General features: G+C 68.7%; 19 protein-coding genes. 16 read left to right on the top strand and 3 right to left on the bottom strand.

Going from position 1 to position 23,308, the window contains the following annotated elements; all coding sequences use genetic code 11:
- Positions 1-87: 87 nt before the first annotated feature.
- On the bottom strand, positions 88-2,574 hold the full coding sequence (locus JOF42_RS04970; protein ID WP_307803547.1) for a glycogen/starch/alpha-glucan phosphorylase: 2,487 nt from the start codon (positions 2,572-2,574) through the stop codon (positions 88-90).
- Between the two features lie 140 nt (positions 2,575-2,714).
- Here JOF42_RS04970 and JOF42_RS04975 point away from each other — a divergent pair, with 140 nt between their 5' ends.
- The 5 genes from JOF42_RS04975 to JOF42_RS04995 all read left to right on the top strand — a co-directional run bounded on the left by JOF42_RS04975 (position 2,715) and on the right by JOF42_RS04995 (position 6,675).
- Positions 2,715-3,503 carry a MerR family transcriptional regulator gene (locus tag JOF42_RS04975; protein ID WP_210096846.1) on the top strand — a complete coding sequence of 263 codons (789 nt, stop codon included), beginning with the start codon at positions 2,715-2,717 and terminating at the stop codon, positions 3,501-3,503.
- 236 nt (positions 3,504-3,739) lie between these two features.
- On the top strand, positions 3,740-4,114 hold the full coding sequence (locus tag JOF42_RS04980; RefSeq protein ID WP_210096847.1) for a hypothetical protein: 375 nt from the start codon (positions 3,740-3,742) through the stop codon (positions 4,112-4,114).
- A 4-nt stretch (positions 4,115-4,118) separates the two neighbouring features.
- Complete coding sequence (locus tag JOF42_RS04985) at positions 4,119-4,931, top strand: nitroreductase family protein (RefSeq protein WP_210096848.1); 813 nt, start codon at positions 4,119-4,121, stop codon at positions 4,929-4,931.
- A 70-nt stretch (positions 4,932-5,001) separates the two neighbouring features.
- Positions 5,002-5,778, top strand: a complete 777-nt coding sequence (locus JOF42_RS04990; RefSeq protein WP_210096849.1) for a helix-turn-helix domain-containing protein — start codon at positions 5,002-5,004, stop codon at positions 5,776-5,778.
- 6 nt (positions 5,779-5,784) lie between these two features.
- Entirely contained in the window at positions 5,785-6,675 is an 891-nt protein-coding gene (locus tag JOF42_RS04995; protein WP_210096850.1) for a Fic family protein, read from the top strand.
- 36 nt (positions 6,676-6,711) lie between these two features.
- Here JOF42_RS04995 and JOF42_RS05000 read toward each other — a convergent pair whose 3' ends face one another.
- Complete coding sequence (locus JOF42_RS05000; protein WP_210096851.1) at positions 6,712-8,241, bottom strand: FAD-dependent oxidoreductase; 1,530 nt, start codon at positions 8,239-8,241, stop codon at positions 6,712-6,714.
- Between the two features lie 86 nt (positions 8,242-8,327).
- On the opposite strand from JOF42_RS05000, the gene JOF42_RS05005 reads away from it, so the two are divergent.
- The 10 genes from JOF42_RS05005 to JOF42_RS05050 all read left to right on the top strand — a co-directional run bounded on the left by JOF42_RS05005 (position 8,328) and on the right by JOF42_RS05050 (position 19,551).
- Positions 8,328-8,717 (top strand): fluoride efflux transporter FluC, encoded by a 390-nt coding sequence (locus JOF42_RS05005; protein WP_210096852.1) that lies wholly within the window; start codon positions 8,328-8,330, stop codon positions 8,715-8,717.
- Positions 8,714-9,073, top strand: a complete 360-nt coding sequence (locus JOF42_RS05010) for a fluoride efflux transporter FluC (protein WP_210096853.1) — start codon at positions 8,714-8,716, stop codon at positions 9,071-9,073. The genes JOF42_RS05005 and JOF42_RS05010 overlap by 4 nt, the downstream gene beginning before the upstream one ends.
- A 179-nt stretch (positions 9,074-9,252) precedes the next feature.
- The gene (locus tag JOF42_RS05015) at positions 9,253-10,524 is read left to right on the top strand and encodes an ABC transporter substrate-binding protein (protein ID WP_210096854.1); all 1,272 of its coding nucleotides are present in this window, start codon (positions 9,253-9,255) and stop codon (positions 10,522-10,524) included.
- Between the two features lie 6 nt (positions 10,525-10,530).
- Entirely contained in the window at positions 10,531-11,490 is a 960-nt protein-coding gene (locus JOF42_RS05020) for a carbohydrate ABC transporter permease (RefSeq protein ID WP_210096855.1), read from the top strand.
- Complete coding sequence (locus JOF42_RS05025) at positions 11,483-12,376, top strand: carbohydrate ABC transporter permease (protein ID WP_210096856.1); 894 nt, start codon at positions 11,483-11,485, stop codon at positions 12,374-12,376. The genes JOF42_RS05020 and JOF42_RS05025 overlap by 8 nt, the downstream gene beginning before the upstream one ends.
- A 3-nt stretch (positions 12,377-12,379) precedes the next feature.
- A complete protein-coding gene (locus tag JOF42_RS05030; protein WP_210096857.1) occupies positions 12,380-13,444 on the top strand; it encodes a LacI family DNA-binding transcriptional regulator in 1,065 nt (354 codons plus the stop codon).
- A gap of 45 nt (positions 13,445-13,489) precedes the next feature.
- Positions 13,490-14,671: a Gfo/Idh/MocA family protein gene (locus JOF42_RS05035; protein ID WP_210096858.1), complete on the top strand. Its 1,182-nt coding sequence runs from the start codon at positions 13,490-13,492 to the stop codon at positions 14,669-14,671.
- Complete coding sequence (locus tag JOF42_RS05040) at positions 14,668-15,633, top strand: DMT family transporter (RefSeq protein WP_210096859.1); 966 nt, start codon at positions 14,668-14,670, stop codon at positions 15,631-15,633. Before JOF42_RS05035 ends, JOF42_RS05040 begins: the two co-directional genes overlap by 4 nt.
- Before the next feature lie 74 nt (positions 15,634-15,707).
- On the top strand, positions 15,708-16,301 hold the full coding sequence (locus tag JOF42_RS05045) for a TetR/AcrR family transcriptional regulator (protein ID WP_210096860.1): 594 nt from the start codon (positions 15,708-15,710) through the stop codon (positions 16,299-16,301).
- Positions 16,302-16,323: 22 nt separating this feature from the next.
- Positions 16,324-19,551: an efflux RND transporter permease subunit gene (locus tag JOF42_RS05050; RefSeq protein WP_210096861.1), complete on the top strand. Its 3,228-nt coding sequence runs from the start codon at positions 16,324-16,326 to the stop codon at positions 19,549-19,551.
- Between the two features lie 126 nt (positions 19,552-19,677).
- Here the strand turns inward: JOF42_RS05050 and JOF42_RS05055 are convergent, their stop codons facing one another.
- Entirely contained in the window at positions 19,678-20,574 is an 897-nt protein-coding gene (locus JOF42_RS05055; RefSeq protein ID WP_210096862.1) for an aldose 1-epimerase family protein, read from the bottom strand.
- Between the two features lie 294 nt (positions 20,575-20,868).
- Between JOF42_RS05055 and JOF42_RS05060 the strand changes: the two genes are divergently transcribed.
- Positions 20,869-23,199, top strand: a complete 2,331-nt coding sequence (locus JOF42_RS05060) for a DEAD/DEAH box helicase (RefSeq protein WP_210096863.1) — start codon at positions 20,869-20,871, stop codon at positions 23,197-23,199.
- Positions 23,200-23,308: the final 109 nt, after the last annotated feature.

Here is a 23,308-nt window from a genome sequence, read left to right on the forward strand (position 1 = left end):
TCTGATGGGCGGCACGAACTGCGACCGGAACGCCGTGGATGGTTGGGTGGGCGGCACGAACTGCGACCGGAACGCCGCCGGTGCGCCTCAGACGAGGGGCGGGGTGTGCCAGATGCGGTCGATGTAGTCGCGGATCGAGCGGTCCGACGAGAAGAAGCCGGTACGGGCGACGTTGAGGATCGCGGATCGGGTCCACGCCTCCTGGTCGGCGTAGGCGGCATCCACTCGTTCCTGTGCCGCGACATACGACGCGTAGTCGGCGAGCACCATGAAACGGTCCTCGTAGAGCAGGTTCGAGACGACGGGCTCGAACACCGAGCGGTCGCCGCGCGAGAAGGCTCCGGATGCGATCAGGTCGATCGCCCGGCGCAGACCCTCATCGGCCTGGTAGAAGTCCTGCGGGCGGTAACCACGGGCCGACAGCTCCGACACCTCGGGCTCGCTCATGCCGAAGAGGTAGAAGTGGTCGTCCCCCACGAGTTCGCGGATCTCGACGTTCGCCCCGTCATCCGTGCCGATCGTGAGCGCCCCGTTCAGGGCGAACTTCATATTGCCGGTGCCTGAGGCCTCCTTGCCGGCGAGCGAGATCTGCTCCGACAGGTCGGCGGCGGGGATCACGCGCTCGGCAAGGGTCACGTTGTAGTTCGGCGGGAAGACGACCTTCAGCCGACCCTCGAGACGAGGGTCGGTGTTGACGACTTCGCCGACGGCGTTGATGAGGTGGATGATGCGCTTCGCCATCGCATAGCCGGGGGCCGCCTTCGCCCCGAAGATCGCGGTGCGGGGAACGACATCCGACACGGCGATGCGCCCCGAGATGACGCCCTCGTAAGTCGTGACGATGTGCAGCACCTTGAGCAGCTGCCGCTTGTATTCGTGCAGGCGCTTGACCATGACGTCGAGCATGTGGCCGTCGCTGATCTCGACGCCGTCGCGTTCGCGCAGCACCTCGCTCAGGCGGCGCTTGTTCACCGCCTTCACGCCGGCGAACGCGGTGCGGAACTCGGCATCCTCGGCGAAGGGTTCGAGCTCGCGCAGGCGTTCGAGGTCGGTGGCCCAGCCGTCTCCGATGGCCGCGGTGATGAGCGACGAGAGCTCGGGGTTCGCCAGGCGCAGGAACCTGCGAGGTGTGACGCCGTTCGTGACGTTGGTGAACTTGCCGGGGAAGAACGCGTCGAAGTCGTGGAGCACCTTGTCGCGCAGCAGCTGCGAGTGCAGCTCGGCGACGCCGTTGACCTTCGCTCCTGCGACGGTCGCGAGGTACGCCATGCGCACGGAGCGCACCGGATGCTCGGCGATGATCGACATGTTGCGCACGAGCATCTCGTCGTCGCCGAAGCGCTCGCGCACCGCCACGAGGAACTCGTCGTTGATGCGGTAGATGATCTCGAGGTGGCGGGGCAGCAGGCGCCCGAGCAGTTCGACCGGCCACACCTCGAGGGCTTCGGGGAGCAGCGTGTGGCACGTGTACGCGAAGCACTGCCGGGTGATCGCCCACGCGGCATCCCACTCGAGGTGCCTCTCGTCGATGAGCACGCGCATGAACTCGGGCACCGCGATCACCGGATGGGTGTCGTTGAGCTGGAAGATCACGCGCTCGGGCAGGTTCGCGAGGTCGAAGCCGTCGGCGAGCATGTTGTCGAGGAAGTCGTGGATGGATGCCGCGACGAAGAAGTACTGCTGCTGGAGGCGCAGCTCCTTGCCCTGCGGGGTGGAGTCTTCGGGGTACAGCACCTTCGAGATGTTCTCGGCGTAGGTCTGCGCGCGCACGGCTTCTTCATAGTCGCCCGAGTTGAAGATGCGCAGGTCGAAGGCGCTCGTCGCCACGGCGCTCCACAGGCGCAGTGTGTTGACGCGGCCGTTCTGGAATCCGGGGACCATGTAGTTGTAGGGCACGGCCTGCACGTTCCACGCGGGCACCCATCGGCTGCGGGTGACGCCCTCGTCGTCGTACTTCTCGGTGTGGCCGCCGAACGCGATCGTCTGCGCGTCTTCGGGTCGGGCGAACTCCCACGGCGAGCCGAGCGCGAGCCAGGCGTCGGGCTGCTCGACCTGCTGGCCGTCGACGAACGTCTGCCGGAAGATCCCGTATTCGTAGCGGATGCCGTAGCCGATGCTCGGCACCGCCATCGTGGCGAGCGAGTCGATGAAGCAGGCCGCGAGGCGTCCGAGTCCGCCGTTGCCGAGGCCCGGTTCGACCTCGTGCGCGCGCAGCTCATCGAGGTCGATGCCACACGATGCCAGGGCCTCGGTCGCGACCTCGGTGAGGTCGGCCGCGAGCAGGTTGTTGTCGAGCTGGCGTCCCAGCAGATACTCGGCCGAGAGGTAGCAGACGCCCTTCGCCTGCACCTCCTTCTGGTGCCGCACATCTTCGAGCCATCGCGCCATCAGGTAGTCCCGCACGGTGTGGGCGAGGGCGAGGTAGCGATCATTCGCGCTGGATGCCGACAGCGCGACGCCGCGGTCGAAGTTGAGGTTGTGCAGGAAGCGCTCCACGAACTCATCCGCGGTGCTCGGCGGAGCGATCACGGGAGCGAGGGCGAGCGGATGCAGGGAGGAGTGTGATTCGGGCACGTGACGACCGTAGCGAGCGCCGGGCCGATTCGTGTGACGGGCGGATGAAGAATATCGGTTGGGATGACAGCTTGACCTTGACGCAGCGTCAACTTCTACCGTGGAGTTATCGAAGAACGGATCCACGGAAGGAGGACGCGATGACCGGTCGTGATTGGTCGATCCAGGAGATCGCCCGACTCGCGGGCACCACCAGCAGAACGCTGCGTCACTACGACGACGTCGGCCTGCTGGCGCCGTCGCGCATCGCGCACAACGGCTATCGCCACTACGACGAGGCCGCGCTCGTGCGTCTGCAGCGCATCCTGCTGCTGCGCGAGCTCGGACTCGGTCTGCCGCAGATCGCCGAGGTGCTGAACCCGGTGACCCCGCGGCAGAGCGAGGAGTCCGCTCTCGAGACACACCTTGCGCTTCTGCGCGAGGAGCAGAACCGGCTGGCGCGGCAGATCGCGTCGGTCGAGAACACCATCAACGCATTGAGAGGAGGTGAAGAACTCATGGCAGAGAACATGTTCGACGGTTTCGACCACACCCAGTACAAGGAGGAGGTCGAAGAGCGTTGGGGTCGCAAGACCTACGCCGACAGCGACCGCTGGTGGCGCGGGATGACCGACACCGAGCGCGCCGACTGGCAGCAGCGTGTCTCCGACCTCGGTCGCGACTGGATCGCCGCCGCCGAGAGCGGCATCGACCCGGCATCCGCCGAGGCTCAGGACGTCGCTCGTCGCCACGTCGAGTGGCTCACCGGCATCCCGGGGACCCCCGCGGCCGTTCCGGGCGGTGACGTGAAGGGATACGTGATCGGACTCGGTGAGATGTACGTCGCAGACCCGCGCTTCGGCGCGAACTACGCGACGTCGGCCGGCGGCACGGAGGGCGCGGAGTTCGTCCGCGACGCGCTCCGCATCTACGCGGACGGCAACCTGTAGCCGGCATCCGCGTCCGCATCCACATCCGCGTTCGCCCACCGCCACTGCGGGGTCAATAACGCACCCGAACCGCTCGTTTCAGGTGCGCTTTTGACCCCGCACGGTGTGGGAGGTGCGCTTTTGACCCCGCACGGTGCGGGAGGTGCCGGGGCGCGACGACTCGCCCCGCTTTGCACAGATCGAGACACCACGGCAAGACCGAGATCGGATGCCGGGGGTGGGCGTAGGGTCGGGTCATGGCCCCCCGCCGCAGACGCACCGACGCCGCGCCGCTCTTCGCGACAGCCGCCGTCGCCTACGGTGCGAACGTCGCCCTCGGCACGGCCGTCGCGACCAGGCTCATCGACACGAGCAACTTCCGATGGCTGCACCACGCGATCTACATCGCCACATGCGTGAGCTCGGCCGCCGCGTTCTCGGCCATCCTCTGGGGCCGGCCGAAACATGCCAGCCGTCGCGCCGCCTTCGCGATCGCACCGGCCGCCGCCCCTCTCGCCGCCATCCCGTACCTCGGCACGCACGGCCGACGGCATCCGCTCGTCGCGCTCGCCGCGGCCCCCTTCATCGTCGCGGGCCTCATCTGCTCGCGCCTCTCCACCGACCGGAAGTGAACGCATGGAACTGCTCGACGCCATCCGCCGCCGCAAGACCACGAACGGGCCGTTCCTGCCCGACCCGGTGTCGGAGGAGCATCAGCGCATCCTGCTCGAGGCGGCCGGCCGTGCGCCGTCGCAGCTGAACAGTCAGCCGTGGCGGTTCGTGGTCATCGAGAACCGCGACACGATCGACAGGATCGCGCGGATCTCGGGCGAGAGCATGACCGAGGCGATGTCGAACGGCACGTTCTTCGAGCGCTACAAGCCGTACTTCCGCTTCAGTCAGGCCGAGATGGAGGAGAAGCGCAGCGGGATGCTGTTCGACAAGCTCCCCGCGGCTCTCCGCCCGTTCACCAGCCAGGTGTTCACGAAGCGCGGTCAGAAGCTGATGAACACGTTCGGTGTGCCCAAGACGCTGGGCGAGGAGAACCACAAGCTCGTCGGCGGCTCGCCGCTGCTGCTCGGCGTGATGCTCGATCGCAGCGAGTACCGACCGGGCCAGCTCTCGTCGTTCTACTCGGTGTTCAGCATGGGCGCGGCGATGGAGAACGTCTGGCTGACGACGGTCGAGCTCGGCATGGGCATCCAGTTCATCTCGTTCCCGATGGAGGTCCCCGGGCGGTGGGAGGAGATCATCGACCTGCTCCATGTGCCCGACGACCTCGAGCTCATGGCCGTGTATCGCCTCGGCTACCTGCCGCCCGAGCAGCGCCGCCCCGCCATCGACTGGTCGAGCCACCAGCGCAAGCTCGCGTCGCAGTACGTGTTCCGCGAGAACTGCGACCAGCCCCAGCAGGGGTGGGATGCGCCGCCGGCGGCTTCTCACGAATAGGATCGGCCGCATCTCCGCTCCATGTGGAGCATCCTTGCGACACCTGTAGCATCCTCGCTACCATTTGGGCATGGACATCCCTGCTCTCCTCGATGCACTCGGCAGCACCCCGAGTGCATCGGCGCGCGCGACGGGACTCGCACGCTCGACCATCCAGCGCGTGCGCGACGGGAAGTCGTCGCCGACGATGGAGACCCTGCGCGAGCTCGCGCTGGCGGCCGGATACGACATCGATCTGACCCTGGTACCTGCGAGCGATCCGGCGGCTGCGGTCGCGGCTCGGGTGATCCTCGATCCTGCGACGCCGAGGATCGAGGATCTCGAGGGGTGGGAGATGGTCGACTCGAACGAGGTCCCGGCCATCGCGCAGTGGGTCTCCCGTCTCGAGCGCCAAGCGCCGGATGACCGGAGGAGGCTGCTGGAACTCGCCGGCCGCTCTTCGGCGCCGCAGCATCGAAAGGGTGCACGGTTCTTCGCACCGAGGCCGGGGATCAGTCAGGAGCAGCTCGTAGAGGTGGCCGACGGCGCGATCGGACGAGCTGGCGGAGCTCTCTCGGGTGTCGCCGCTGCGGGGGTCTACCTCGGCCACGCACCGGATCCGGGACCGATCGTCGTGTGGTCGATCGAGACGGATGCTGTGGCGGATCGGTTGGCCGCGACACTGCGCGAGACCGGTGAGTATCAACCGGCGGGCGTGCTCCTGGCTCCGACGATGCGTCCGTACCTGGTCGACATGACGATGCCTCCGGCCTGGCGCCACCGGATCGTCTCGCCGATTCAGGCGGCGATCGACTTCTACGGTCTGGGGTACACCGAATTGGCTGACGAGATCACGGAAGGGTGGTGACTCAGGATGATCGAGCCGGCTGAGGATCAGGGTCCCGACGAGAAGTGGGGCATGACGTCGTCGGAATTCGCCGCGCGTGCAGCCGCGAACAGGGCGCGTCACCGGACGGCGCCGAGCACCCGTGACCCCTTCGGTGGCGACTCTCTGCGTCAACTCCGCACGTGGAGGATCACCTGGCGGCCGGGGGCAGTCGACTTCGACCTCATCAGGCCGTCCACCGTGGAGCGCGCACTCTTCCGGCTGGAGAAGTCGCTGCCGGAACTGGTGTGGAACGCTGCGGCTCTCGAAGGGAACACTTTCACGCTGCCCCAGGTGCAGACGCTGCTCGACGGCGTGACCGTCGGCGGGAAGAGAATCGAGGAAGCGGAGCAGATCCTCGCCCTGAGCGAAGGCATGGGTCTGATGATCCGAGCCGTGCGCGATCGGTCGTTCTCGCTGAACAAGGAGATGAGCGACCGGGTCCACGGAGCGGTGGCAAAGCACGAGGCGATCGAGTCGGGGAGCTTCCGAGGTGAAGGCGCCGTCAACGGTGGCGGCTCTGTGCGCCTCGCCGCCGGTGGCACTGTGGACGGCGATCCGACCGGACCGGGAGGCGAACAGCTGCAGGCGGACTACAGCAACCTGCTCGCCGCGCTCGGCTCGCTCGACGACCAGCGAGCCCGCGCGCTGCTGTATTTCGCCTCGGCGACTCGTTCGCAGTTCTACTTCGACGGGAACAAGCGCACAGCGCGCATCATGATGACGGGCGCACTGATCCGGTCAGGCTTCGAGCCGGTGAACATCCCGTTCGCGCGACAGGAGGAGTTCAACGTCGCGCTCGACGAGCTCTTCCGCACCGATGACGGCACCCGCCTCGTGGCCTTCCTCACGACCTGCACGATGCTCGACGTGGACTGACACAGCCCGCCCTCGGCGCAGACACGGCGCTGACGCTCAGCCGCCGCTCTTGCGGGGCAGCACCTTCAGATCCTCGACCGCCGGGCCCTCGATCCGGGTGCCGTCGGCCTCGAAGCGCGAGGCGTGCAGCGGGCAGTCCCACGTGCAATCGGCGTCGTTCCAGGCGAGCACGCCGCCGAGATGCGGGCACACGGCCGACACGGCACGCGTGACCCCGCCAACGGTCGAGATGGCCACGGGGCGACCGCTGCGGTTCGCGACGACGCCTTCGCCCTCGGTCGGCTTCGGTACGGGAACCGGCGTCCGCTCGGCCTCCACCCATCCGCTCGTCGCAGCAGCGGCGACCTTCGCGCCCTCGACGGCGCCTCGGGCGAGATCGGCGGGCACGGTCAGTCTGGTGCCGATCTTGACCATCCACGACGGTCGATCGTGCCAGCTCGCGCCGAGGATCTCGGCGGTCAGACGCAGCGCGGCGGCGGGAGCGTTCGAGAGCCCCCACTTCGCATAACCGGTCGCGAAGCGGATGCTGCCGAGTCCGCGCGGCATCGCCCCGACGAACGGGATCTGGTTGTGCGACTCGTAGTCCTGGGCTGACCAGCGGTGGGTCTCTTCGGCATCGGGGAAGTACTGCCTCGTCCACTCGATGAGATCGTCGACCGCGGCCGCCTCACTGTCGGAGCGCCCGACCGGATGCCCGTTGCCGCCCACGACGAGCCGTGCATCGCCGCCCGGTCCGTCGGCGTCGGAGACGGGGCGGATCGACCGTGTGGATCCATCGACCGAGATGAACGTCGACGTGGGGAGGTCGCCGCTGACGCGGAACGAGACGCAGTACGAGCGGAAGGCCCGCATCTTGGCGAAGTACAGCCCTCGGTCGAGGATCGGAGAGCCTGTCGCGATGACGATGTGCTCGGCGAACAGGGGGCCGACCGGGGTCTCGACGCGAGGCTCCGGGAGCACATGGGTCGCCGTCACCCGCACGCCGGTGTGCAGGGTGCCGCCCTCGGCGAGCAGTTCGGCGGCGAGCGCGTGCGTCACCAGCGCCGGGTCGATCGTCACCTGTTCGTCGAGCGCGACGGCGCCGAAGACGGGGAACGCCATCGACGACAGCTCGTCGCGCGAGAGCATCCTGGTCGGCAGCCCGGCCTCCTGTGCCGCGTCATGCACCTCGCGGACCATGTCGAGACCGCCCGGATCCTGCGCGTACGAGTGGTCGACGCGCCGCTCGTACGAGACGCCCGCATGGTCGGCGAAGGCGAGCAGCCAGTCCATGCCCTCGCGGTTGCCCTCGACGTATGCCTGCACGAGCGCCGCGGGGTGATGCTTGCGGATCTCGGCCAGCCGCTTGCCCTGCAGCAGTGTCAGCTTGCCGGTGTTGGCGCCGGTCGCGAGCTCGGCGACCTCACCCGACTCGATCACCGCGACGTCGAGCCCGGCTCGGGTGAGCATGACCGCGGTGCTCAGACCGGTGAGGCCCGCCCCGACGATGATGACGTCGTGTCGTGCTCCCGGGTCGAACGGCGTGCCGGTCGGCGGGGTCCGGTCGAGCTTCCACAGTGGCTTCATGGCGACAGTCTTCGCCTCGGAGCGGCCGACTCACACCGGGTTGACAATCGACGGTTGCACAGCGACGGCGCGGATAGAGTGGCGGCGTGACCGCTCGCCGCCTGCTCCTCGTCTTCGCGGGCGGCAGCATCGGCACGGCAGTGCGACTCGCGGTCGGACTCTGGATGCCGGATGCCGGGGGCTTCCCGTTCGCGACCCTCGCGGTCAACGTGCTCGGGGCACTGCTGATCGGCATCCTCGCCGCGAGGCTGCCGCAGACCACGGGTCTGCGCGTGTTCCTCGGCACGGGCGTGCTCGGCGGGTTCACGACCTACAGCGCCTTCATGACGGGTACTGTCGCACTCTGGGCGGATGCTCCGCTGCTCGCGTTCGTCTACGCGGCAGGCAGTCTCGTGCTCGGCCTCGGTGCCGCGGCGCTGGGCCTGCGGCTCGGCCGACCGCGGGCGACGCATCCTGTCGCGGAGGCCGCCTCGTGACCCCGCTGCTGTTCGTGGGTGCCGCGCTCGCCGGAGGACTGGGCGCCGTGCTGCGCTACCTGGTCGACCTCGGAGTCGCGAGATTCGCCGGCCGTCGCTTCCCGTGGGGCATTCTCGTCGTCAACCTCAGTGGCTCGTTCGCACTGGGCCTCGTGACCACCGCCCTGCCCGCCGAGGCATTCCTGCTGGGGGCGGGCCTCCTCGGCGGATACACGACCTTCAGCACCGCCATGCTCGACGCCGTCGCTCTGTGGCGAGACGGCGAGCGCGCGGCATCCGCGTTCGATGCGGTCGGGATGCTGCTGCTTGGTCTGCTCGCCGCCGGCCTCGGGCTGGCGCTCGGTTCCGCGCTCTGATCCGGCGCTGAGCTCGGATCGCGCACTCGCGCAGATCGGTGCGCACGCACTCGCGCAGATCGGTGCTTGCGCAGCGTGCATCCAGCGGGTTAGTCTCCTTGCTAATCGTTTAACTGCTAATCGTTTAACACCACGATTCCGCCCGATCCGATCCCCTGCACCCGTCAAAGGAGACACCGATGCCCCGTACTTCCCGCCGCGCCCTCGGCGCCCTCGCCACCTCGGCGGCAGCCGTCCTCGCGCTGAGCGCCTGTTCGTCATCGACCGGGGGCGAGAGCTCGTCCGGAGGCGACGTCACCCTCAGCTATGCCATCTGGGACGAGAACCAGAAACCGGCCATGGAGGAGATCGCCGCGGCGTTCGAGAAGGAGAACCCGAACGTCACGATCGACATCCAGGTGACGCCCTACAAGGAGTACTTCACCAAGCTGCAGACCGCCGCCATCGGAGGGTCCGCCGCGGACGTGTTCTGGATGAACGGCCCGAACTTCCAGCTGTATGCCTCGAACGGCCAGCTCGCGCCGCTCGACGACGCCGGTGTGGATGCCGCCGACTACCCGCAGGGTCTCATCGATCTGTACACGTTCGACGGGAAGCTCTACGGCGCTCCCAAGGACTTCGACACGGTCGCCCTCTGGTACAACAAGGCGCTCTTCGACGAGGCCGGTGTCGACTACCCGACCGCCGGCTGGACGTGGGATGACTTCACCGCCGCGGCCGCGGCTCTCACCGACCCGGCGAAGGGCCAGTTCGGCGTCGCCGCCAGCCAGTACGGCCAGGAGAACTTCTACAACTCGATCGCGCAGGCCGGCGGCGAGGTCATCTCGGCCGACGGCACCGAGAGTGGCTACGGTTCGCCCGAGGCGCTCGCCGGCATCGAGCTGTGGACGGATCTCATCGAGGCCGGTTCGTCGCCGACGGCGCAGCAGATGACCGACACCAACCCCGAGGACTTCTTCCTCTCGGGCAAGGTCGCGATGTTCCAGAACGGCTCGTGGGCGGCCATCGCCTACGGAGACAACGCCGACATCGCCGACACGGTGAACGTGGCACCTCTTCCCGAGGGGCCCGAGGGCAACCAGAGCGTCATCCACGGTGTCGGCAACGTCGCCAACGCGAAGAGTCCTCATGTCGCCGAGGCGAAGGCGTTCGCCGCCTTCGCGAGCGGCAAGCAGGCCGCAGAGATCCAGGCCGAGACCGGCACCGTGATCCCCGCGTTCAACGGCACCCAGCAGGCGTGGGTCGATGCCCTTCCGCAGTACGACCTGCAGGTCTACATCGACGCCCTCGACACCGCCGTGCCGTACCCGGTCTCGAAGAACACGTCGGCGTGGACGAGCATCGAGAGCGAGGTGCTCTCGCAGGTCTGGTCGGGTGCCGTCGCCCCCGAGGCGGGGCTCGAGGACCTCGCCGAGCAGATGCAGACCGCGCTGGATGCCGAGCAGGAGTAGTCACTCATGACCGTCACCGCGTCACCCACGCGCGTGCAGGCAGAGCGGATGCCGGCGGCGCCCAGCCCCGGCATCCGCCGCCGCCGGCGCAACCCGGGGGCTTCCCCCTGGTGGGCTCTCGTCTTCATCGGCCCCACAGCCCTCGGCATCGCCGTCTTCTACCTGTGGCCGACCGTGCGCACGCTCATCATCTCGTTCACCAAGTCGGGGCCCTTCGGAGGCTCCGAGTGGGTGGGCATCGAGAACTATGCTCGCCTGTTCCAGGATCCCGAGCTGATCGGAGCGCTGCGCAACACCGCGATCTACACGGTCATCGCCCTCATCGGCATCCCGCTCGCCGTCGGCATCGCCGCTCTGCTGAACACCGCAGGGCTCAAAGGGCGCAGCGCCTACCGCACGCTCTACTTCATCCCCGTCGTCACGATGCCCGCCGCGATCGCGCTGGTCTGGCGCATGATCTACAACGGCGACTACGGCGTGCTCAACGCCGCCCTCGGCACGATCGGCATCGAGGGCCGCAGCTGGCTCACCGATCCGAACACGGCGCTCGTGGCCATCGCGGTCGTGGGCATCTGGGCGGGGCTCGGCACCAACATCGTCATCTTCCTCGCCGGGCTCCAGGGCATCCCCGACACGATCATGGAGGCGGCCGACCTCGACGGAGCCGGGCCCGTACGCAAGTTCTTCTCCATCACGATCCCGCTGCTGTCGCCGTCGATCTTCTTCGTCAGCGTGATCAGCGTGATCGGCGCCCTGCAGGTGTTCGACCTCATCTACATGATGCTCGGACGCAGCAACCCCGCCATGCCCAACACCCGCACGGTCGTCTACCTGTTCTACGAAGCGGGGTTCCTCGACAACGACCGGGGCTACGCCGCCGCCGTCGCCTTCCTGCTGCTCGTGATCATCCTCGTGCTCACGGTCGTGCAGTTCCGTCTGCAGAAGAAGTGGGTGCACTATGAGTGACGTCTCGCTCGACACGCGCGCCATCGTCGGCGCCCCGACCGGCCGCTCGACCGGCGCACCCGGCAAGCCCCGCAACCGGGCGATCTGGATCGTCCACGCCGTGCTGCTCGTCGGCGCGATCCTCATGGTCTTCCCGTTCATCTGGCAGCTGCTGACGTCGTTCAAGACGCTGTCCGACTCGGTGCAGGTGCCGCCGAGCCTGTTGCCGCGCGAGTGGGTGTTCACGAACTTCGCCGAGGTGTTCGACTCGATGCCGTTCGCGCAGATGTTCGCCAACTCGGTGCTGCTCACGGTCGGACGCACGGTCGGTCAGGTCGTGCTGTGCACCATGGCCGGCTACGCCTTCGCCCGCATCCCGTTCCCCGGCCGCAACGCGCTGTTCGTCGTCTTCCTCTCGGTGCTGATGGTGCCGTCGCAGCTGTACCTGCTGCCGCAGTACGAGATCATCCAGTCGCTGGGCTGGCTGAACACCCTGCAGGCCCTGATCGTGCCCGGCATCTTCAGCGCGTTCGGCACGTTCCTGATGCGTCAGTTCTTCATGTCGATGCCCGCCGAACTCGAAGAGGCGGCCCGCATCGACGGTGCGAATCCGTGGCAGACCTTCTGGCGGATCATGGTTCCGCTCGCGAAGCCTGGCATCATCGCTCTCGTGGTGTTCACTGTGCTGTGGTCCTGGAACGATCTGCTCTGGCCGTTGATCGTGACGACCGACCCCGCCAAGATGCCGCTGTCGGTCGGGCTTTCGCAGCTCGTCGGCATCCACGGCACCGACTACCCGGTGCTGATGGCCGGAGCGCTGCTCGCGACCCTGCCGATGCTGGTGACCTTCATGATCCTGCAGCGGCAGTTCATCCAGGGCATCGCCTTCAGCGGATCGAAGGGCTGAACCATGGCAGAGCGCAGGCAGCAGTCGACGACCTCACGGCGCCCGACCCTGAGGATGGTCGCAGAGCGCGCGGGCGTCTCGACCGCCACGGTGTCGTACGTGTTCTCGGGTCGCTCGGGTGCGGCGTCGGGGGCGGGCGTCGCCGAGGCCACCGCCGCCCGAGTGCTCGCCGCCGCCGACGAGCTCAACTATCGGCCCAACATCGCGGCGCGGACGATCCGCACCGGTCGCAGCGGCATGGTGCAGCTCTCTCTGCACATGCTCAGCGACCCGTGGTCGCTCGCCGTGGCGGATGCCGTGAACGTCGAGGCCAACAGGCACGGCCTCACGACGCTCATCCTCGCCGACGGAGACTGGCACGCGGCCCTCGACCGGGTCGAGAGCGATGTCGCCTACCTCGACGGCGTGGGGATCGACGAGGATGCCGAGCGCAAGCTCGCCGACCTCGTGCAGCGCGGCCAGCGGCTCGTGGTGTTCTCGGAGCACCTCGAACCCGCCGGATTCGACGTCGTGCGCTCGGACGCGATCCCCGGGTGCGAGCTCGCGATGGACCACCTGCTCGAACGGCACGTGCGCATCGGATGCCTGGCGGCCGAGGGCGCCGTGCGTCTCGCGCCGACCCAGGTCACCCGCTACACGCCGTACCTCGAGAAGATGGCTGATGCCGGACTCGAGGTCGACCCCGAGTGGACGGTCACGTACACCGAGGGCCAGGCGAGCGCCTTCGCCGCGGCCGTGCAGCTGCTCTCACGCGACGACCGGCCGGATGCGATCTACGCGACGACGGACTTCGCGGCCATCGCGGCGATCAATGCGGCGCACATGCTCGGGCTCCGTGTGCCCCACGACGTCGCGGTGATCGGCGTCGGCAACACCCCGGACGCGCAGCTCATCGCACCCACCCTGACCACGGTCGGCCCGACCGACTTCTACGACCGGCAGGCGCGCATCATCATCGACCGCGCGCTCGCCGCAGACGACTCCCCTGGTCGCCTGCACGAGTTCGCCTGGTCGCTGTTCCCCGGTGCGTCGACCGACCTCGACGCACCCACCACTCACGCACGCTGACGCAGGCGTCCGCGCACACACGATTCGACTCTCAGAAGGACACCCGTGGACCTCACCATCGGAATCATCGGCTTCGGCGCGCGCGCCACACTGCGCGAGGAGGTGCATCGACCCGGTCACGGCTCGCGCATCACGGCGATCTGCGACCCGTCGGAGCGGGCGCGAGACGACGCCCGGCGTCTGCTCCCTGACGCCTTCGTCACCGACTCCCTCGACGAGCTGCTGGCCTCGGGCATCGACGCCGTCATGGTGCTGACGCCCGATGACACGCACGCCGCGCTCAGCATCCGCGCCCTCGAGGCGGGGGTCGCGGTGTTCTGCGAGAAGCCCCTCGCCATCGACCTCGCCGACGCCGACGCCATGCTCGAGACGGCCCGCCGCACCGGCAGCCGCCTCTACATCGGCCACAACATGCGCCACATGCCGGTGATCACCCTGATGCGCCAGCTGATCCAGGACGGTCGGATCGGCGACGTCAAAGCCGTGTGGGTGCGCCATTTCGTCGGGCACGGAGGCGACTACTACTTCAAGGACTGGCACGCCGACCGGCGCCGCACGACCGGGCTGCTCCTGCAGAAGGGCGCGCACGACATCGACATCATCCACTGGCTCGCGGGCGCCTACACCGAGCAGGTCGCGGCGATGGGCGAGCTCAGCGTCTACGGCGACATCACCGACCGCCGTGATCGCACGGGCGAGCGGATGCCCGACTGGTTCAGCGTCGACAACTGGCCGCCCACGTCGCTCACGGGGCTGAATCCCGTGATCGACGTCGAGGACATCTCGATGGTCAACATGCGCCTGTCTGGTGGCATCCTCGCGTCGTACCAGCAGTGCCACTTCACGCCCGACTACTGGCGCAACTACACGGTGATCGGCACCGAGGGGCGCATCGAGAACGTCGGCGACACCGCCGGCAGCGAGGTCAGACTGTGGAACCGCCGTCACCGCGGCGCGGCCGACGCCGACGAGACGTTCATCGTCCCCGAGGCGGAGGGTGCGGGCCACGACGGGGCTGATGCGCTCCTCGTCGCGGAGTTCCTGCGGTTCGTGCGCGACGGGGGAGTCACCGAGACGTCTCCCGTGGCCGCTCGTGAGGCGGTCGCCGCCGGCATCCTCGCGACCGAATCGCTGCGCGGAGACGGTTCGGCCATCACCATCCCCGAACTGGATGCCGATCTCGTCGCCTATTTCGAGCGCGGCCAGGTCGAGGTCGCATCGGTGTGACTCCCTCGCGGGTCGCCGCGGTCTCGGTCGCGTCGGGGATGGGCGGCGTGCGGCTCGTAGGGGAATCGCTCGCGCTCGTGGTGCTGCTCGCCGCGACCTGGGTGATCGCAGGAATCGCCGTGCAGGGTGCAGGTGTCGGCGTAGTGTCGGCCGGGCGCGCGGGCTTCGCCGCGCTCGGACTCCTCCTCCTGGTGCTGCTTTCGAGCCGGGGCGGAGGACGATCCGATCCGCCCGCCTCGGTCCGCCGCCTTCCCCGGTGGCAGCTGGCCGTGCTGTCGGTCACCGGAGTCGCGGGATACACCTTGCTCTCGACCGTAGCGATCGCGCTCGCGGGTCCTGCCGTCCCGAGCCTGATCCTCGCGCTCTCTCCGGTCGTGGTCCTGGTGCTCGAGAGCGCCCTGACGAAGGCTCGCGTGCGACCCGTCGTGCTCGTCGCGACGGTCGTGGCGATCGTCGGCGCCGTGCTCTACGTCGTTCCCCGCCCAGTCGGGGCGCCCGGGTCGAGCACCGCCTGGGGTGTTCTCGCGGCGGTCGGCGCGATGCTGTCGATGGCGGCGTACGGACTGCTCTTCGCTCACGGCAACAGGGGCCGCCGCGGACCGATGGCACCGCGGATCCTGCCGATCTTCGCCCTGGGGAGCGCCCCGCTGATGCTATGGGCCGTCGTCGAGGTCAGCGCCGGCGAAGGGGTCGAACTCGTCACCATCGGGGTCCTCGCTCTGCTCGGCCTCGGCATCTACGTGCCCGCCTACCTGGTGCAGCACCGCATCATCCTGTCCGCCGGACCCTCCTTTGCGGCACTCCTGGGACTGGCGGTCCCTCCGCTCGTCGGTGTCGCATCTGCCGCAGTCGGTCTCTCGGCGTTGCCCGGGCCGCTGCAGGTCGTGGGCATCACGCTCACCCTCGCGGGGATGCTCGCCGTGATCCGGATGAAGCTCCAGGTCGCGCCGGCGGAGAGCTGAGTGACGGCCTCCCAGCATCCTCACAATCCGAAAATGTACAAACGTACATGTACGGATGTTCGAGGGGTGTATGCATGGCCGAAGGATCGCGTCGCCGCCGCGACCCTGAGGCGCGCCGTCGCGAGATCGTCGCCGCGGCCGCCGAGCTGATCGTCGAGATCGGCGTCGACGCGCTCACCCACCGCAAGGTGGCCGCCCGCGCGGGCGTGCCGCTCGGGGCGACCACGCAGTACTTCGCCACACTCGACGACCTCCGAGACGCCGCCATCGGCGCGCTCGCAGCCGAGGTCGAGGCCCGCATCGACGAGACCCGGCGCGCTGTCGTGGTCGAGGGTGTGACCCCCGCGGGCCTGGCGAAGCTCGTGCATCAGGGACTCACGGACGCCCGCGCGATCCAGGCCGACCGTGCCGTGGTCACCGCAGCCGTGCACGACCCCCGGGTGCGCGCCTTCGCCCGGCAGTGGTCCGACGAGATCGTCGGGTTCATCGCCCCCGTGCACGGACTCGACAGGGCCAGAGCGGCCGCCGTCTTCATCGACGGCGTACTCTGGCACTCTCAGATCCACGACGAGCCGCTCGACGAAGAGCTCATCCGCGACGCCCTCGCCGGGATCCTCACTCCCTCTCCGGCGTCCCCTTCCGCATCCACCGCCGCAGCATCCGCCTGATCCGACCGAGAGAGAACCCGCCTTGTCGAACCTCGCCGTCCTGAGTCTCAAGAACCGCGCACTGATCGCGCTGATCACGATCGTCGCCGCCGTGTTCGGCGGACTCGCGCTGACGAACCTCAAGCAGGAGCTCATCCCGTCGCTCGAGCTGCCCAACCTCATGGTCATGACGACGTACCCCGGTGCGTCGCCCGAGGTCGTCGAGAACGACGTCTCGACGCCCATCGAGTCGGCGATCCAGGGCGTTCCGGGGCTCGAGGGCACCACGGCCACCAGCACGACCAACGCCTCGATCGTGCAGGCGACCTTCGCGTACGGCACGAACCTGGCGACCGCCGAGCAGAAGATCCAGCAGGCGATCAACCGCATCTCAGGCCAGCTGCCCGACGACGTCAGCCCTCAGGTGCTGACCGTATCGATCGACGATTTCCCGGTGATCCAGGTCGCGGTGACCGGCTTCGATGACGCCGAGAACGCGCAGGCCGAACTGCAGAGCGTGGCCATCCCCGAGCTCGAGGACGTCGACGGGGTCAACGCCGCCGAGATCATCGGTGGCGTCGGCCAGCGCATCACGATCACGCCCGACAACGGCAAGCTCGCGGCAGCCGGACAGAGCTCTCAGGCGATCAAGACCGCACTGCAGCAGAACGGCACGCTGTTCCCCGGTGGCGACATCACCGAGGATGGCCAGACGCTCACGGTGCAGACCGGCGCGAAGATCACCTCGGTCGAGGAGATCGCCGCGCTCCCGCTCGTCGGCACGAACGAGACGGTCGGCGACGTCGCCACCGTCGTGCAGGAGGCCGACCCGATCTCGTCGATCTCCCGCGTCGACGGCAAGGACGCGCTCTCGATCTCGATCACCAAGCTGCCGGCCGCCAACACCGTCGAGGTGTCGCAGGGCGTGATCGCCGCGCTCGACACGATCGGCGAGGCCTTCCCCGACGCGAAGTTCACCATTGTGTTCGATCAGGCGCCGTTCATCCAGCAGTCGATCGAGACGCTCGCGACCGAGGGGCTGCTCGGCCTCGCCTTCGCCGTGATCGTCATCCTCATCTTCCTGCTGTCGATCCGCTCGACGCTGGTGACCGCCATCTCGATCCCGACGAGCGTGCTCATCACCTTCATCGGCCTGCAGGCATTCGGGTACTCGCTCAACATCCTCACCCTCGGCGCGCTCACGATCGCGATCGGTCGCGTGGTCGACGACTCGATCGTCGTGATCGAGAACATCAAGAGGCACTACGTCGGCGACGCCGACAAGGGAGACGCGATCCGTCTCGCCGTGCGCGAGGTGGCGATGGCGGTCACCTCGTCGACCATCACCACGGTCGCGGTGTTCCTGCCGATCGTGTTCGTCGGCGACATGGTCGGCGAGCTGTTCCGGCCGTTCGCGATGACGGTGTCGATCGCCATGGTGGCCTCACTGCTCGTGTCGCTGACCATCGTGCCCGTGCTCGCGTACTGGTTCCTCCGACCGGGCAAGCCGCTGCTCGACGAGAACGGCGTGCAGATCGATCCCGAAGACCCGGCGGCTCCGCCGACGCCGCTGCAGCGCGCCTACCGTCCGATCCTCGGCTGGACGCTCAAGCACTCGGGTGTGACCGTCATCCTCGCGGTCGTCGTGCTCGGTGCCACGCTCGCCGCGGCTCCGCTGATGAAGATCAACTTCCTCAGCGACTCGGGTCAGAACACCATGACGGTCACCCAGGACCTCGGTCCGACCGCGAGCCTCGAGACCAAGTCGGAGGCGGCGGTCGCCGTCGAGGACGCACTTCTCGACATCGACGGCGTCACCACTGTGCAGGCCTCGATCGGATCGAGCGGGTCGGCCCTGCGCGATGCGTTCTCGGGCGGAGCCGGCGTGACCTACTCGGTGCTCACCGACGCCGACGCCGACCAGGAGAAGCTCCGGGCCGATGTGCAGAAGGCGATCGAAGACCTCACCGACGTGGGCGAGGTGTCGGTCGCGGCATCCGCCGGCCTCGGCTCGAGCGACATCGAGATCACGATCACGGCGTCGAACGCCGATGACCTCCAGACCGCCACCACCGCCGTGGTCGATGAGCTCGACGGCCGCGACGGCGTCGGCCAGGTCACCGACAACCTCGCGGCGGCTCTGCCCTACCTCGCGGTGGTCGTCGACCGTGACGCCGCGGCGCAGCGCGGGCTCTCCGAGGTCGCCGTCGGATCCATCGTGTCGAACACGATGCGACCCGAGCAGGTCGGCACCGTCGAGATCGACGACACGGCGCTGACCGTGTACCTCGCGGCACCCGAGCCGCCGACCACCGCGCAGGCGCTGCGCGAGCTGGCGATCCCGACCGCGGCCGGCGTCGTGCAGCTGCAGGACATCGCCACCGTCGAGGAGCGCAACGGTCCGACCTCGATCACCACCGAGCAGGGGCGACGCACCGCGACGGTCACCGTGCCGCCGGCATCCGACAACCTCGCCGTGGCGACCCAGTCGGTCACCGACGCTCTCGCAGCCGTCGATCTGCCCGACGGTGCGTCCGCCGAGGTCGGCGGCGTCGCCTCGCAGCAGGCCGACTCGTTCTCGCAGCTCGGGCTCGCGATGCTCGCCGCGATCCTGATCGTGTACGTCGTGATGGTGGCGACGTTCAAGTCGCTGCGTCAGCCGCTGCTGCTGCTCGTGTCGGTGCCGTTCGCGGCGACCGGTGCGATCCTCCTCCAGATCGTCACGGGTGTGCCGCTCGGTGTCGCCTCGCTGATCGGTGTGCTGATGCTCATCGGCATCGTGGTCACGAACGCCATCGTGCTGATCGACCTCGTGAACCAGTACCGCGAGAAGGGGCTGTCGACCATCGACGCAGTGAAGGCCGGTGGCGAGAAGCGTCTGCGGCCGATCCTCATGACGGCGCTCGCGACGATCTTCGCGCTGACGCCGATGGCGCTCGGCATCACCGGACACGGCGGGTTCATCTCGCAGCCGCTCGCGATCGTCGTGATCGGCGGACTCATCTCGTCGACCGTGCTGACGCTGATCGTGCTGCCGACGCTCTACAACCTCGTCGAGGGTGCGAAGGAGCGGCGCCGGGCCCGCAAGGCGGGCTCGGGCGACGACGGATCCGCGCCGGTCGACGGGTCTGACCCGTCGGACGGGCCTGCGCCCGCGGACGGGCTGGTGCTCGCCGGAGCGGGTACGGGTGCGGGTGCCGGCGGTGCCGGTTCCGACCTGCCGCACGCCCCGCAGCTGACCCGCCGCGAGCTGCGCGAGCGCGGCGAGTAGCCTCAGCCGACGTTCACGATTCAGCAGCGCTGAGCCCGATGCCCGCCCGGAATCTCTTCCCGGGCGGGCATCGGTCGTCTCGTGCGGAGTCGCGTACGCGACCGTCGCGGCCGAGTGGCGTCGGGATCAGTCGAGCGTGATGCCCCACTGCAGCGTCCAGGTCTCGCCGGGGGCGAGGCGACGGATGCCGAGGCCGCTGTTCAGGGCGTCGGCCGGCGCGGTCATGGGTTCGATCGCGACGGCGAGCGACTGTCCGGGGTATTTGTCGGTCGTGTAGACCTGCACGACGTCGAAGCCGGCGCTCTGCCAGAGTGTGAGGCGGCGTCCGTCCGGCGCGGTGAGCGAGTGCCGCACGAGTCCGTCGGCATCGCGATCGAGGTCGGTGAAACCGGTGTCGAGGCTCACGTCGCCCAGGCGCACTCCGTCGCGAAGAACGGCATCGGCGGGGCGAGTGCCCGTGGGTAGCATCCGCTCGTCCGTGTCGAAGGCGGTGCGAGCCGGCACGGTCAGGACGAGGTCGTGCGGGTCGACATCTCCGATCGTGACGAAGGGGTGGGTGCCGAGCGCGACCGGCGCTGCGGTCGCCGAACGATTGGTCAGCGCGTGCGTGACGTCGATGCCGTCGGCGCGCAGGGCGTAGGTCACGCTCGTCTCGATCAGGTACGGATACCCGGTCTGCGGGAAGATCGTCGCGCTCAGCGTCGTCGCCGAGGCCGACTCCTTGACGTCGTAGGCCGTGAAGCGAAGCAGTCCGTGGCTCGCATTGGCGAACTTCGGCTCGGTGATCGCGAGCTGTCGCGCCGTGCCCTCGTCGTCCCATCGGCCGTCGCGGACCCGGTTGGGCCAGGGCGCGAGCACGACCCCCGAGCACGAGGGCGTCGGGGACTCCAGCGGGTAGGGCGCGATCAGGTCGACGGAGCCGATGCGAAGCGAGCGGAGCGAAGCGCCGACCTGAGCGATCTGTGCGCTGACGTCGCCGAGCTGGAGGTGCACCTGGGTGCCGGTGGGGGATGCGGAGTTCACCCCGCAATCGTATGGGGAGCGATGAGTGCGAGGGGGACTGGGCGGTTTTTCAGGAGCGACCGCTACACTTGAGGGGTCGGCTTCGGACACCCGCGCAGTGCGCGGACGTTTTTGTGTAAGAAGTGTGAGTCCAGGGGCCGATGGTGAGCGTCGCTCGACGCTTGATCAACCATCACATGAATGGCCCCGGCCGCTGACAGTCCGGAACCCTGCTCGATCGCATCCGATCGGGCGCAGGGTGCACGCGCGTGTGCGCGGCGCTGTTCTCGTGCGAGAACTCAGAAGGACACACCCATGCCCAAGAACAAGAAGCCCCGCGGCGGACGCCCCGCCGCCAACTTCGAGCCGCGCTACGGCGCGAACAAGACCTCGTTCCACGACCGCCACGCCGGCGGCCGCGACGCAGGTCGCGACACGCGTGATTCCCGCGATGCTCGCGGCGGACGCGCGGATGCCGGCGACCGCCGCACCGCATCGGCCGGTTTCGACCGCCGCCCCGGCAGCCGCAGCGCCGGTCACCGTGGATACCGTCCGGCCGAAGAGGGCGCTCCCAAGCAGCGCTGGAGCGCGCAGGAGCGCGCGGGTCGCGACGAGTCGCGCGGCATCCGCAACCGTGCAGAGTCGGGTCGCCGCGAGGCGCCGCACAACCGCGACGACCGTCCGCGCTACAACGACCGCTCCTCCGCGGGCTTCGATCGTCCGCGCTACAACGACCGCGCCGGCCAGCGTCCGACCGGTCCCGGCACCTACCGCGATGAGCGCGGCGGCCAGCGTGACGAGCGTCCGCGCCGCGACGACCGCGGTGCGGGCACGCAGCGCCAGGGCTTCCGCGACAACGATCACCGCGATGGCGGACGTCCGGGTCGTGACGACCGCCGTGACCAGCGTTCCGGAGGCTTCCGCGACGATCGCGGTGGCCAGCGCTTCTCGCGCGACGACCGCCCGCAGCGTGACGACCGCGGCGCGTCCGAGCGTCCGCGCTTCAACCGCGACGACCGTCCTGCTCGCTCGGGCGACCGCTTCGAGCGTCCGCGCTTCGATCGCGCAGCATCCGAGCGTCCGCGCTTCGACCGTGACGAGCGTCCTCGTCGCGACGACCGTGGCGCAGGCCCCCGTCGTGATGACCGTGGCGGCGCCGAGCGCTCCTACGACGCCGACCGTGCGCGTCGTGCCTTCGACCGTGACCGCACTCAGCGTTCGATCGAGGGTGGCCGCGACGAGCGTTCGCGTCCCTCGACCGGTGGCGCGTACCGCACCGAGCGTCCGCGCCCGCTGACGTCGGACACCCGCGGGCGGCCGTCGCGCAACGAGCGCCCCAGCCGTAACGACTGGAACGCCACGTCGAGCGCGGCACCCGCCAAGAAGTTCGAGCCGACGGATGACGTCGTGCACGAGCGCCTCGAGGCCAAGTCCGTCGCTGCCGTCGAGGTCGATGGTGTGACCTTCGGCGACCTCGGTCTCGGATCCAACATCGTCGAAACCCTCGTCGGCATGGGCGCGGCGACGCCGTTCCCGATTCAGGCGGCCAGCATCCCGGCAGTTCTCGAGGGACGCGATGTCCTCGCCCGTGGCCGCACCGGCTCCGGCAAGACCATCGCCTTCGGCGCTCCGCTCGTCGAGCGCGTGCTGCAGTCGCAGGCCGGCAAGCGTCGTGAGTTCGGTCGGTCGCCGCGCGCGATCATCCTCGCCCCGACCCGCGAGCTCGCACTGCAGATCGACCGCACGATCCAGCCGATCGCGCGCAGCGTCGGTCTCTTCACCACGCAGATCTACGGTGGCGTGCCCCAGGGCCGTCAGGTGGGTGCGCTCAAGAAGGGCGTCGACATCGTCATCGGCACGCCCGGACGCATCGAAGACCTCATCAACCAGGGCAAGCTCGACCTCTCGGACTGCCGCATCGCGGTGCTCGACGAGGCCGACCACATGTGCGAGCTCGGCTTCGTCGAGCCCGTGCAGCGCATCCTGCGTCACACCGCCGACGGCAGCCAGAAGCTGCTCTTCTCGGCGACGCTCGACCGCGAGGTCGCGGCTCTCGTCGACGAGTTCCTCGTCGACCCGGCCGTCTACGAGGTCGCCGGTGAAGACCAGGACTCGAGCACGATCGAGCACCGCGTGCTCGTGATCGAGCACCGTGACAAGGCCGACATCCTCACCTCGCTCGTCGACCGCGAGGGCAAGACGCTCGTCTTCGCCCGCACCCGCGCGTACGCCGACATGCTCGCCGAGCAGTTCGACGACGCCGGCATCCCTGCCGTCTCGCTGCACGGTGACCTCAACCAGGCCAAGCGCACGCGCAACCTCGAGCGTCTGACCTCTGGTCGCGTCAACGTGCTCGTCGCGACGGACGTCGCCGCCCGCGGCATCCACGTCGACGACATCGACCTGGTCGTCCAGGCCGATGCCCCCGACGAGTACAAGACGTACCTGCACCGCTCGGGCCGCACGGGCCGCGCCGGTCGTTCGGGCCGCGTCGTCACGCTGATCACGCGTCAGCGTCAGCGCCGCATGACCGAGCTGCTGGAGCGCGCCGAGATCGATGCCCCGTTCGAGAACGCCCGCATCGACGACGACCTGATCGAGGAGATCGCGGGTCGCGTGCCGACCGCGGCAGACCTCACGGCCTGATCCGTCACGCTCGAAGGCCCTGTCCCTGCATCGCGGGGGCGGGGCCTTCGGCGTTCTGGCGTGGGATGGTGTGGCGTCGGATGGGCTTGGTGCGGTGCGAAGGAGATCT

This window comes from Microbacterium phyllosphaerae, assembly GCF_017876435.1.
Classification (GTDB): domain Bacteria; phylum Actinomycetota; class Actinomycetes; order Actinomycetales; family Microbacteriaceae; genus Microbacterium; species Microbacterium phyllosphaerae.